The sequence below is a fragment of the Dokdonia donghaensis DSW-1 genome, assembly GCF_001653755.1.
GTDB classification, from domain to species: Bacteria; Bacteroidota; Bacteroidia; order Flavobacteriales; family Flavobacteriaceae; genus Dokdonia; species Dokdonia donghaensis.
In genome coordinates this window covers 305,122-320,343 of the sequence record NZ_CP015125.1, presented here as the reverse complement: position 1 = coordinate 320,343, position 15,222 = coordinate 305,122, and the positions used below count along the sequence as shown (strand labels likewise).

General features: G+C 42.1%; 1 protein-coding gene. It reads left to right on the top strand.

Annotation, left to right across the window (positions count from 1 at the left end; genetic code table 11):
- The first annotated feature begins 60 nt into the window (after window positions 1-60).
- Entirely contained in the window at window positions 61-15,219 is a 15,159-nt protein-coding gene (locus I597_RS01355; RefSeq protein WP_064497403.1) for a T9SS type B sorting domain-containing protein, read from the top strand.
- Window positions 15,220-15,222: the final 3 nt, after the last annotated feature.

Below are 15,222 nucleotides of genomic sequence, written 5' to 3'. Positions count from 1 at the left end.
TTAGAGATAGATAGGCTTTAAGGCTAGATCGTTAAGGTGTTTAAAAAAAAGAATTTATATATGGGAAAAATTACTATTCCTTCTGGACAGATTAAAAAATCATCTTTCTTACCTCATAAGAGTGAGGTGGTAATGTCAATAACTAGCGTGAGAAGTGCTCTGAGCAAACTAGGAGTTTTTTCTGTGTTGTATGTACTTTTAATAGGTTCTTCTCTGGCAGCGCCAAATGAGGTGGTTGAGAGCTGTAGCGATGACCTAAAAATAAGTTCCTTTTATGCAGATCCTGTTCTGGATCTTAACTTTTATGCTGCAGGAGTTGATAATGAAGTGCAGTGGAATGTTCCATCTAATGGTATTAGTCCTTTGTTCAAAGTACCTACACTAACTTCTGATACTGGCACTATATTAAGTGCTAGTATAGATTTTACGGGTGTCGTAGATGCTTCAGAATTTCTTTATGTAACTACTGGTCACATACCTAATGGATTTTTTCAGTTTGACTTAGATGATACTAACGCTCCTCAAAATTTCACTGTCAACTCAACAACGCTAACTGTCGTTCACTCAGGTCCTGATTTTGTAATAACAGAGGCATCTGGTAACCCAATACCTAACGATGATCTTGTAGCATTTTTTAAAACGCTTTATTATAGAAATACTACAGCTGCCCCAACGGCAGGTGTAAGGAATGCAACTGTGACAGTGACAGATCCAAATTTGGCAACAGCTACCGCAGTGAGTCAAACGAGAGTTTTTATAAATGGCCCCGTAGCAACAGATGACGCAGGCTCTGTCGCTGCAAATACAGTAGGGGGTATACCTGGTAATGTTTTAGCTAATGATACTGGTAATTCAATAGTGGTCTCTGAGGTAGATGTATTCGCTACAGCTGTGGGTAATTCTTATGAAACTTTATATGGTTCAATTATTTTTCAACCAAATGGAAGTTATGTTTATGATGTGGATGAGACAAATTCTTCTGTTACAGGTTTGAAAAGTGGAGAGTCTATCGATGATATAATATCGTATACAGTTCAAGACAATGCGTCGATTATTGATTATGGTATATTAACCATAACCATTAATGGTGTTGATGAGGCGCCTGATGCTGAAGATAACAATGATTCCATTACAGTAGTTACAGAAGTTGATGTTTCTGGAAATATTATTACTGATGAGGGTGTGAATGGGGTTGATGCTATAGATAGAGGATTAAGTACACTAGTATGGGAAACCGAATTTAGTACGCCTGGAGGTGGTTTGTCTGGACCTGTAGATATGGAGATGAGAACTATTGATGGTGTAACTCTAAACTTTCAATCCACTGACCCTTCAAATATTGGAGTCGCTAATCAAAATCAAGTGGTATTTCAAACTGGAGTTAATGGTGGTCATCAGGGATATTTTTTATATTCTATAAATGCCGCTACGAGTCCGTCTCAAGATACAGAGCTTATTATAGATTTTGATGAGCCCGTATTCAATTTAGGATTTTTAGTAGTTGATATTGATTTCTCCCAAGCTACAAGCTGGCAGGATCAAATTAGAATTAATGGATTATTAGACGGTGTAAGTTCTATTTATAAAGTTGTTACGACTGGCGGTGTAGTTGAAGCAGGAAATAATACTTTTTATGGCACTGGAAATGCTATTCCACAAGATGCCACGGGTAATGTTAACATCGTTTTTGAAGAGCCTATAAATCAACTAATATTAAGTTATAACTATGGTCCTGATGCAACTGACAATGATAAAGCAGGACAAATTGCAGGAATATCAGATATATACTGGCAAGGCAAGGCAGAAAATATTGTTATAATTGAGATTGATGGAAGTCCTGTTGCTGTAGGTGGTTCTGTTTTTGTGGGAACTTATGGAAGTATTGAGGTATTCCCTGATGGAACATATATTTATACCCCAGATACAAGTAATCCCGCAGTTGCTGGGTTATTGACAGGGCAGACGTTAACAGAAGATTTTGATTATGTACTATCGGATGGTGTTGCAACTGATCAAGCACAACTCATAATTACATTAAATGGAGATAAAACTGCGCCTACCATAACGATTGATACTCCTATTGAAGGTGATAATATTGTAGATAGCGCAGAGGTAGGTAGTGTAAGCACTTCTGGAACTACAACAGATGTCGAGGATGGTCAGATTGTAACCGTAACATTCTCAGATGGTACAAACACTGTTACGACCACCGCAACCGTAACGGGTGGCGTATGGACAGCTACAGATGTGGATATTTCTAGTCTTTCAAATGGTCCTATCACTGTTACTGCAGATGTAACTGACGTCGGTGGTAATCCAGCAACAGATAATACACTAATTACATTAGATAATATTGTGATAGATCCTTGTGATGCTGTTGTATCAGGTAATCCTGATAATGACGGAGATGGAATAAGTGATAGTTGTGATCTTGATGATGATAATGATGGGATTTTAGATACAGAAGAGTGTTATGAAAGTAATGTAGGTAATGTTTTGCCAGATGGTAATGAGGATGGAAATTTTCCTGTAGGATATTGGGATGCTGAGTACTATGAGGGTCATTTTGCTATTTCGGGCTCATCTTTTGGAACAAGTGATCAGGATACTCAATTGGATGGAACGCCTGGAACACCCATTTTTAACGGGGAGGCATTTCTAGGTATAAACTCATTTAGTTTTACAGATTCAAGGTCTTACCCAGGTACTGGCCCATATGATACAAATACTAGTACAGGGTTAGTTCCTGAAAATTATGTAGGTGTTAATAATGATAACATACCTTTTCAGCCTTTTTATCAAACTATATTTAAAAGACGATTCGAATTGGCAGGCGAGCTTACTTATGGTGGACCTGGACTTAGTGTAGATGACGTATTTGAAGTTTTTGTAAATGGAACACGAGTTAGTTTTAAGTCCTTTTGTTGTGGTGCAGACACCCAACCTTCAGTGGCTGAAAATGTTACTATAAACTCAGGTGATAATGTGGAATTAAGGTATACTAACCTTGGTTTTGTAGGGGGGTATGGGTTTAATGTTGAATTTACTCCGGCTTGTGAAGTTGATACAGATTTGGATGGAATTCCAAATGGCTTAGATTTGGATTCAGATAACGATGGCTGTAATGACGTTTTAGAGTCTGGCGGGTTAGACCCTAATGGAGATGGAATTTTAGGAGCAATACCTACTACTGTTAATAGTGACGGACTCGTTACAGGAGGTTCTCCTGCTACGGGGGGGTATGATGGTGCTAACGGAAATGAAATAGTTGCAACACAAGTTAATGTGGCGGTAATGCAGCCTGTTGACCAAACGGCTACAACAGGTGAGTCTGCAACCTTTACAGTTACGGCCACTGCAGATAATTCGACTGGATTTACAACAGGTGTTCCAAATTATGGAACACCTGGAAATGCAAATGCGGGAATAAACTATATGTGGTATATAGGTGATCCAGATACATCTGGAACCCTTATTACTGCAGGAGATACTAATTATAGTGGGGAAAATACGGATTCATTAATAGTAAATGATGTAACAGGCTTAGATGGTACAGAATATTTTGTTGTCATTACACACGATGATAATGTGTGTTTTAAAGAAACACGTTCAGCTACGCTTAGTATTGCGCAGGCTGATGTAAGTATTGATAAAGTATTGGTAGATAGTAGTCCTTATGGAGTAGGGGATACAGTGACGTATACATTAACAGTAAGTAATGCAGGCCCTGATGAAGCAACTAATGTTGTAGTCACGGATATTCCTGAAAATTTAACAATTACAAATGTCTCCAATGGTTGTACCGCACTGCCTTGTACTATAGCAAGTATTGCTGCGGGAACAATGAATGATGTGACAATAACAGTTACAGCAACAATTGATAGTGAGGGTGCCTTTTCAAATGGAGCTTCTGTAGTGGCAGATCAAGATGATCCAGATACTGCAAATAATGAAGATTTATCAATAGAAGCTGACAATCAAGGAACAGTTCCAAGTGTTCCGCCAGTAGCACAGAATGACATAAGTAGTCCGGCTTCTCCAGGAGCAACCGTAAGTGTAGATCCAACTGTAGATAATGGTAATGGAGTAGATGCCGATCCTGATGGTACCCTAGATGTAACAACTGTGAGCTTAGTAGTTCCGGCAGGCTCAACGATGGTAGAAACGGATGCAGACGGTGATATTACAGGGTACACAGTGCCAGGTGAAGGGGCTTGGGAGGTAAATCCTGTAACTGGAGAGATAAGTTTTGCGCCAGAGGCTGGCTTTAGTGACGATCCAACAAATCCTGCTAGTTATACAATAGACGATAATGCTGGTAATACTTCTAACCAGGCTACAGTAACAATAGATTACGTTCCTGTTGCAACTGCAGATGAGGTTTCTGGTATTATGCCAGGAGATCCTGTGGTGATTGATGTATTAACAAATGATGTAGATGGTGATCTTGTTGATCCTACTACAGTAATGATAATAGATCCTGCAAATCCAGGTGTTCCTGTGACAAGCTTAGTAGAGCCTGGTGTAGGGGTTTGGAGTGTAGATCCTGTGAGTGGAGCGATTACCTTCACTCCTTGTAGTGCAGCAGGAGTTCCAGACGCTAGTTGTACAGGGTTATTCGAAGGTAGTCCTATGGACATTTCTTATACAGTGTTTGATGATGAAGGTAACGAAACAACTCCAGCTAAAGTAAGTGCAACCTATGCTGTTCCACCTGTTGCACAAGATGATGAGAGTTTAGGCAATACACCTGGTGCTACGGTGAGTATCAATCCAACGGCTGATAATGGCAATGGAGTAGATGCGGATCCTGATGGTACCTTAGATGTAACGAGCGTGAGTTTAGTAGTTCCAACTGGAGCAACAATGGTACAGACGGATGCAGATGGTGATATTATAGGATATACAGTTCCTGGCGAAGGAGCTTGGGAGGTGAATCCTGTAACTGGTGAGATAAGTTTTGCACCAGAGGCTGGTTTTAATGATGATCCAACAAGTCCTGCTAGTTATACGATAGATGATAATGATGGTAACCCATCAAATGCAGCTACGGTAACAATTGATTACGTTCCTGTTGCAACCTTAGATGAGAGTACAGGTAATGACACAGGAGTGCCTGTGGTTGTTGATGTACTAGCTAATGATGTTGATGGAGATGTAGTAGATCCTACAACGGTACAGATTGTAGGTACTGCCAATCCTGGAGAAGACTTAGTGGTTGTTGGCGAGGGTACTTGGAGTGTTGATCCAGTAAGTGGAGCCATCACTTTTACCCCTTGTACGGTGGTTTCTTTACCTGATTGTCCTGAGATATTCACAGCAGATCCTACCGATATTGAGTATGTGGTTGCGGATGATGAAGGTAATGTTACAGCACCTGCAAGTGTCAGTGTGAGTTTCATTCCAGAGCCACCAGTTGCGATGGATGATGCTAGTGTCAATAATATGACTGGAGATCCAGTGGTTATTGATGTTGCTGGAAATGATATGGATCCTGATGGTACGTTAGATTTGACAACAGTTCAAATCGTGGGAACTGCGAATCCTGGTGATGATTTAGTAGAGCCTGGCGTAGGAGTTTGGAGTGTTGATCCAGTAAGTGGAGCCATCACCTTCACCCCTTGTAGTGCAGCCGGAGTTCCTGATGCTAGCTGTGTTGGAGTATCTACCCAAGATCCCCAAGACATTACTTATACAATAAACGATAATGATGGTAATGTATCGAATGCCGCTACGGTATCTGTGATGTATGATGCAGAGCCACCTGTTGCACAAGATGATGAGAGTTTAGGTAATACACCTGGTGCTACGGTGAGTATCAATCCAACGGCTGATAATGGCAATGGAGTAGATGCGGATCCTGATGGTACCTTAGATGTAACGAGCGTGAGTTTAGTAGTTCCAACTGGAGCAACAATGGTACAGACGGATGCAGATGGTGATATTATAGGATATACAGTTCCTGGCGAAGGAGCTTGGGAGGTGAATCCTGTAACTGGTGAGATAAGTTTTGCACCAGAGGCTGGTTTTAATGATGATCCAACAAGTCCTGCTAGTTATACGATAGATGATAATGATGGTAACCCATCAAATGCAGCTACGGTAACAATTGATTACGTTCCTGTTGCAACCTTAGATGAGAGTACAGGTAATGACACAGGAGTGCCTGTGGTTGTTGATGTACTAGCTAATGATGTTGATGGAGATGTAGTAGATCCTACAACGGTACAGATTGTAGGTACTGCCAATCCTGGAGAAGACTTAGTGGTTGTTGGCGAGGGTACTTGGAGTGTTGATCCAGTAAGTGGAGCCATCACTTTTACCCCTTGTACGGTGGTTTCTTTACCTGATTGTCCTGAGATATTCACAGCAGATCCTACCGATATTGAGTATGTGGTTGCGGATGATGAAGGTAATGTTACAGCACCTGCAAGTGTCAGTGTGAGTTTCATTCCAGAGCCACCAGTTGCGATGGATGATACTAGTGTCAATAATATGACTGGAGATCCAGTGGTTATTGATGTTGCTGGAAATGATATGGATCCTGATGGTACGTTAGATTTGACAACAGTTCAAATCGTAGGAACTGCGAATCCTGGTGATGATTTAGTAGAGCCTGGCGTAGGAGTTTGGAGTGTTGATCCAGTAAGTGGAGCCATCACCTTCACCCCTTGTAGTGCAGCCGGAGTTCCTGATGCTAGCTGTGTTGGAGTATCTACCCAAGATCCCCAAGACATTACTTATACAATAAACGATAATGATGGTAATGTATCGAATGCTGCTACGGTATCTGTGATGTATGATGCAGAGCCACCTATTGCACAAGATGATGAGAGTTTAGGTAATACACCTGGTGCTACGGTGAGTATCAATCCAACGGCTGATAATGGCAATGGAGTAGATGCGGATCCTGATGGTACCTTAGATGTAACGAGCGTGAGTTTAGTAGTTCCAACTGGAGCAACAATGGTACAGACGGATGCAGATGGTGATATTATAGGATATACAGTTCCTGGCGAAGGAGCTTGGGAGGTGAATCCTGTAACTGGTGAGATAAGTTTTGCACCAGAGGCTGGTTTTAATGATGATCCAACAAGTCCTGCTAGTTATACGATAGATGATAATGATGGTAACCCATCAAATGCAGCTACGGTAACAATTGATTACGTTCCTGTTGCAACCTTAGATGAGAGTGCAGGTAATGACACAGGAGTGCCTGTGGTTGTTGATGTACTAGCTAATGATGTTGATGGAGATGTAGTAGATCCTACAACGGTACAGATTGTAGGTACTGCCAATCCTGGAGAAGACTTAGTGGTTGTTGGCGAGGGTACTTGGAGTGTTGATCCAGTAAGTGGAGCCATCACTTTTACCCCTTGTACGGTGGTTTCTTTACCTGATTGTCCTGAGATATTCACAGCAGATCCTACCGATATTGAGTATGTGGTTGCGGATGATGAAGGTAATGTTACAGCACCTGCAAGTGTCAGTGTGAGTTTCATTCCAGAGCCACCAGTTGCGATGGATGATGCTAGTGTCAATAATATGACTGGAGATCCAGTGGTTATTGATGTTGCTGGAAATGATATGGATCCTGATGGTACGTTAGATTTGACAACAGTTCAAATCGTGGGAACTGCGAATCCTGGTGATGATTTAGTAGAGCCTGGCGTAGGAGTTTGGAGTGTTGATCCAGTAAGTGGAGCCATCACCTTCACCCCTTGTAGTGCAGCCGGAGTTCCTGATGCTAGCTGTGTTGGAGTATCTACCCAAGATCCCCAAGACATTACTTATACAATAAACGATAATGATGGTAATGTATCGAATGCCGCTACGGTATCTGTGATGTATGATGCAGAGCCACCTGTTGCACAAGATGATGAGAGTTTAGGTAATACACCTGGTGCTACGGTGAGTATCAATCCAACGGCTGATAATGGCAATGGAGTAGATGCGGATCCTGATGGTACCTTAGATGTAACGAGCGTGAGTTTAGTAGTTCCAACTGGAGCAACAATGGTACAGACGGATGCAGATGGTGATATTATAGGATATACAGTTCCTGGCGAAGGAGCTTGGGAGGTGAATCCTGTAACTGGTGAGATAAGTTTTGCACCAGAGGCTGGTTTTAATGATGATCCAACAAGTCCTGCTAGTTATACGATAGATGATAATGATGGTAACCCATCAAATGCAGCTACGGTAACAATTGATTACGTTCCTGTTGCAACCTTAGATGAGAGTACAGGTAATGACACAGGAGTGCCTGTGGTTGTTGATGTACTAGCTAATGATGTTGATGGAGATGTAGTAGATCCTACAACGGTACAGATTGTAGGTACTGCCAATCCTGGAGAAGACTTAGTGGTTGTTGGCGAGGGTACTTGGAGTGTTGATCCAGTAAGTGGAGCCATCACTTTTACCCCTTGTACGGTGGTTTCTTTACCTGATTGTCCTGAGATATTCACAGCAGATCCTACCGATATTGAGTATGTGGTTGCGGATGATGAAGGTAATGTTACAGCACCTGCAAGTGTCAGTGTGAGTTTCATTCCAGAGCCACCAGTTGCGATGGATGATGCTAGTGTCAATAATATGACTGGAGATCCAGTGGTTATTGATGTTGCTGGAAATGATATGGATCCTGATGGTACGTTAGATTTGACAACAGTTCAAATCGTGGGAACTGCGAATCCTGGTGATGATTTAATAGAGCCTGGCGTAGGAGTTTGGAGTGTTGATCCAGTAAGTGGAGCCATCACCTTCACCCCTTGTAGTGCAGCCGGAGTTCCTGATGCTAGCTGTGTTGGAGTATCTACCCAAGATCCCCAAGACATTACTTATACAATAAACGATAATGATGGTAATGTATCGAATGCCGCTACGGTATCTGTGATGTATGATGCAGAGCCACCTGTTGCACAAGATGATGAGAGTTTAGGTAATACACCTGGTGTTACGGTGAGTATCAATCCAACGGCTGATAATGGCAATGGAGTAGATGCGGATCCTGATGGTACCTTAGATGTAACGAGCGTGAGTTTAGTAGTTCCAACTGGAGCAACAATGGTACAGACGGATGCAGATGGTGATATTATAGGATATACAGTTCCTGGCGAAGGAGCTTGGGAGGTGAATCCTGTAACTGGTGAGATAAGTTTTGCACCAGAGGCTGGTTTTAATGATGATCCAACAAGTCCTGCTAGTTATACGATAGATGATAATGATGGTAACCCATCAAATGCAGCTACGGTAACAATTGATTACGTTCCTGTTGCAACCTTAGATGAGAGTACAGGTAATGACACAGGAGTGCCTGTGGTTGTTGATGTACTAGCTAATGATGTTGATGGAGATGTAGTAGATCCTACAACGGTACAGATTGTAGGTACTGCCAATCCTGGAGAAGACTTAGTGGTTGTTGGCGAGGGTACTTGGAGTGTTGATCCAGTAAGTGGAGCCATCACTTTTACCCCTTGTACGGTGGTTTCTTTACCTGATTGTCCTGAGATATTCACAGCAGATCCTACCGATATTGAGTATGTGGTTGCGGATGATGAAGGTAATGTTACAGCACCTGCAAGTGTCAGTGTGAGTTTCATTCCAGAGCCACCAGTTGCGATGGATGATGCTAGTGTCAATAATATGACTGGAGATCCAGTGGTTATTGATGTTGCTGGAAATGATATGGATCCTGATGGTACGTTAGATTTGACAACAGTTCAAATCGTGGGAACTGCGAATCCTGGTGATGATTTAGTAGAGCCTGGCGTAGGAGTTTGGAGTGTTGATCCAGTAAGTGGAGCCATCACCTTCACCCCTTGTAGTGCAGCCGGAGTTCCTGATGCTAGCTGTGTTGGAGTATCTACCCAAGATCCCCAAGACATTACTTATACAATAAACGATAATGATGGTAATGTATCGAATGCCGCTACGGTATCTGTGATGTATGATGCAGAGCCACCTGTTGCACAAGATGATGAGAGTTTAGGTAATACACCTGGTGCTACGGTGAGTATCAATCCAACGGCTGATAATGGCAATGGAGTAGATGCGGATCCTGATGGTACCTTAGATGTAACGAGCGTGAGTTTAGTAGTTCCAACTGGAGCAACAATGGTACAGACGGATGCAGATGGTGATATTATAGGATATACAGTTCCTGGCGAAGGAGCTTGGGAGGTGAATCCTGTAACTGGTGAGATAAGTTTTGCACCAGAGGCTGGTTTTAATGATGATCCAACAAGTCCTGCTAGTTATACGATAGATGATAATGATGGTAACCCATCAAATGCAGCTACGGTAACAATTGATTACGTTCCTGTTGCAACCTTAGATGAGAGTACAGGTAATGACACAGGAGTGCCTGTGGTTGTTGATGTACTAGCTAATGATGTTGATGGAGATGTAGTAGATCCTACAACGGTACAGATTGTAGGTACTGCCAATCCTGGAGAAGACTTAGTTGATCCTGGTGTAGGAGTTTGGAGTGTAGACCCAGTAACGGGTGCAATTACTTTTACACCTTGTACTGCTGCGGGTATTCCAGATGCTACTTGTACAGGATTATCTGTAGAAGATCCAGCACCTATATCTTATACTGTAATGGATAATGATGGTAATATAAGTGATCCAGCACAGGTGTCTGTTTCTTTTGACGAATGTAATGGACAAGGACTAGGGGATTGTGATGGTGATGGTGTTTCAAATGATGATGAAGTTAATGGCGGGACTGATCCTAATGACCCTTGTTCTTACAATGCTATGGATCAAGACTTAGCTATCGTTACAATCGAATGGAATAGTATTGATTGTGATATGGATGGTCTTACTAACAATGAGGAGACAACAGGAATTGATGATCCATCAACTCCAAACGATCCAAATGGTAGTACCACAGATCCACAGAATCCTGATAGTGATGGAGATGGAGTGACCGATGGTGATGAAGCTGGTGATATGACCGATCCTAATGACCCTTGTGCTCTTGAGATTGCTAGTCAAACGGTAACGCCAACGACAGCTTGGAATGATCTTGATTGTGATATGGACGGTTTAAATAACGGTGAAGAGCTTACTGGAGTTGATGATCCTACTACCCCTGCAGATCCTGATGGTGAGATTACAGATCCATTAGATATTGATAGTGATGGTGATGGAGTAACCGATGGTCAAGAAGCGCTTGATGGTACAGACCCTAATGATAACTGTAGTTTAGTAGTAGCTAACCAGACAGAGATGACTGATGCTGCTTACGACAGTGCAGATTGCGATATGGATGGTCTTACTAACAATGAGGAGACAACAGGAATTGATGATCCATCAACTCCAAACGATCCAAATGGTAGTACCACAGATCCACAGAATCCTGATAGTGATGGAGATGGAGTGACCGATGGCGATGAAGCTGGTGATATGACTGATCCTAATGATCCTTGTGCTCTTGAGATTGCTAGTCAAACGGTAACGCCAACGACAGCTTGGAATGATCTTGATTGTGATATGGACGGTTTAAATAACGGTGAAGAGCTTACTGGAGTTGACGATCCTACCACCCCTGCAGATCCTGATGGTGAGATTACAGATCCATTAGATATTGATAGTGATGGTGATGGAGTAACCGATGGTCAAGAAGCGCTTGATGGTACAGACCCTAATGATAACTGTAGTTTAGTAGTAGCTAACCAGACAGAGATGACTGATGCTGCTTACGACAGTGCAGATTGCGATATGGATGGTCTTACTAACAATGAGGAGACAACAGGAATTGATGATCCATCAACTCCAAACGATCCAAATGGTAGTACCACAGATCCACAGAATCCTGATAGTGATGGAGATGGAGTGACCGATGGCGATGAAGCTGGTGATATGACTGATCCTAATGATCCTTGTGCTCTTGAGATTGCTAGTCAAACGGTAACGCCAACGACAGCTTGGAATGATCTTGATTGTGATATGGACGGTTTAAATAACGGTGAAGAGCTTACTGGAGTTGACGATCCTACCACCCCTGCAGATCCTGATGGTGAGATTACAGATCCATTAGATATTGATAGTGATGGTGATGGAGTAACCGATGGTCAAGAAGCCCTTGATGGTACAGACCCTAATGATAACTGTAGTTTAGTAGTAGCTAACCAGACAGAAATGACTGATGCTGCTTACGACAGTGCAGATTGTGATATGGATGGTCTTACTAACAATGAGGAGACAACAGGAATTGATGATCCATCAACTCCAAACGATCCAAATGGTAGTACCACAGATCCACAGAATCCTGATAGTGATGGAGATGGAGTGACCGATGGCGATGAAGCTGGTGATATGACTGATCCTAATGATCCTTGTGCTCTTGAGATTGCTAGTCAAACGGTAACGCCAACGACAGCTTGGAATGATCTTGATTGTGATATGGACGGTTTAAATAACGGTGAAGAGCTTACTGGAGTTGACGATCCTACTACCCCTGCAGATCCTGATGGTGAGATTACAGATCCATTAGATATTGATAGTGATGGTGATGGAGTAACAGATGGTCAAGAAGCGCTTGATGGTACAGATCCTAATGATAATTGTAGTCTAGTAGTAGCTAACCAGACAGAAATGACTGATGCTGCTTATGACAGTGCAGATTGCGATATGGATGGTCTTACTAACAATGAGGAGACAACCGGAATTGATGATCCATCAACTCCAAACGATCCAAATGGTAACACCACAGATCCACAGAATCCTGATAGTGATGGAGATGGAGTAACCGATGGTGATGAAGCTGGTGATATGACTGATCCTAATGATCCTTGTGCTCTTGAGATTGCTAGTCAAACGGTAACGCCAACGACAGCTTGGAATGATCTTGATTGTGATATGGACGGTTTAAATAACGGTGAAGAGCTTACTGGAGTTGACGATCCTACTACCCCTGCAGATCCTGATGGTGAGATTACAGATCCATTAGATATTGATAGTGATGGTGATGGAGTAACAGATGGTCAAGAAGCGCTTGATGGTACAGATCCTAATGATAATTGTAGTCTAGTAGTAGCTAACCAGACAGAAATGACTGATGCTGCTTATGACAGTGCAGATTGTGATATGGATGGTCTTACTAACAATGAAGAGGCAACAGGAATTGATGATCCATCAACTCCAAACGATCCAAATGGAAATACCACAGATCCACAGAATCCTGATAGTGATGGAGATGGAGTAACCGATGGTGATGAAGCTGGTGATATGACCGATCCTAATGACCCTTGTGCTCTTGAGATTGCTAGTCAAACGGTAACGCCAACGACAGCTTGGAATGATCTTGATTGTGATATGGACGGTTTAAATAACGGTGAAGAGCTTACTGGAGTTGACGATCCTACTACCCCTGCAGATCCTGATGGTGAGATTACAGATCCATTAGATATTGATAGTGATGGTGATGGAGTAACAGATGGTCAAGAAGCGCTTGATGGTACAGATCCTAATGATAATTGTAGTCTAGTAGTAGCTAACCAGACAGAAATGACTGATGCTGCTTATGACAGTGCAGATTGTGATATGGATGGTCTTACTAACAATGAAGAGGCAACAGGAATTGATGATCCATCAACTCCAAACGATCCAAATGGAAATACCACAGATCCACAGAATCCTGATAGTGATGGAGATGGAGTGACCGATGGTGATGAAGCTGGTGATATGACCGATCCTAATGACCCTTGTGCTCTTGAGATTGCTAGTCAAACGGTAACGCCAACGACAGCTTGGAATGATCTTGATTGTGATATGGACGGTTTAAATAACGGTGAAGAGCTTACTGGAGTTGATGATCCTACTACCCCTGCAGATCCAAATGGAAATACAACAGATCCTACAAATGCTGATACAGATGGTGATGGAGTGACAGATGGTCAAGAAGCGCTTGATGGTACAGATCCTAATGATAATTGTAGTCTAGTAGTAGCTAACCAGACAGAAATGACTGATGCTGCTTATGACAGTGCAGATTGTGATATGGATGGTCTTACTAACAATGAGGAGACAACCGGAATTGATGATCCATCAACTCCAAACGATCCAAATGGAAATACCACAGATCCACAGAATCCTGATAGTGATGGCGATGGAGTAACCGATGGCGATGAAGCTGGTGATATGACCGATCCTAATGATCCTTGTGATTTACAGGTGAGTAGTCAATCTATTGATCCTACTCAAGCTTGGAATGATCTTGACTGTGATATGGATGGTTTAAATAATGGTGAAGAATTAACGGGTATAGATGATCCTGATACACCTGCAGATCCAAATGGAAATACAACAGATCCTACAAATGCCGATACAGATGGTGATGGAGTGACAGATGGAGATGAGGCAGAGGATGGTACAGACCCTAATAACCCTTGTGATTTCTTAGTTGGTAGTATTACACTACCTGTAGGGGGTGATTTTGACACCCTTGATTGTGACGGTGATGGAGTTACTAATGGAGATGAGATTGCAGATGGTACAAACCCGTTTGATGTTTGTGATTTTGTTGCAGATAGTCAAACTCTTCTAACGACACCTGAGTTTGACAATGCAGATTGTGACAACGATGGGTTAACAAATGAGGAAGAAATAACAGGAGTTGATAATCCAAATACTCCTGCAGATCCTAATGGTAATACTACCGACCCAACAAATCCTGATACCGATGGAGATGGAGTATTAGATGGTAGAGAAGGTGCAGATGGAACTAATCCTAATGATTCTTGTAGTCTTGAAGTAGAAAGCCAGACAGTAAACGTGAGTCAAGATTTCCTTGATGGAGATTGTGATGGTGATGGTATACCTAACGGAGATGAATTAGGTGATGAAAATGGTAATGGTATAATTGACTTCTTAGAGGTTAACAATGGTAATCCTAATGCAACCGATGGTTTAGAGGTATTTGATATAATGACTCCTAATGGCGATGGTTTAAATGATGTATTTGTCATAAGAGGTATTAAAAAGTATCCAAACAATACTGTACGTATTTACAACCGTTGGGGAGTAGAGGTTTATGGAGTAAAAGGTTATGGTCAGGATGGTCAGTACTTTAGAGGAGAGAGTAATGGTCGTGCTACTATAAATGGCGATCAGCTTTTACCAGTAGGGACGTATTACTACACTGTAGAATATACTAATGCTTCAGGTAAACTTCAGCAACTTGCGGGACCTTTATACTTAAACAGATAATAA

Excerpts from the sequence above, each read along its gene's own strand:
- I597_RS01355 (WP_064497403.1), top strand. The coding sequence starts at position 61 with ATGGGAAAAATTACTATTCCTTCTGGACAGATTAAAAAATCATCTTTC.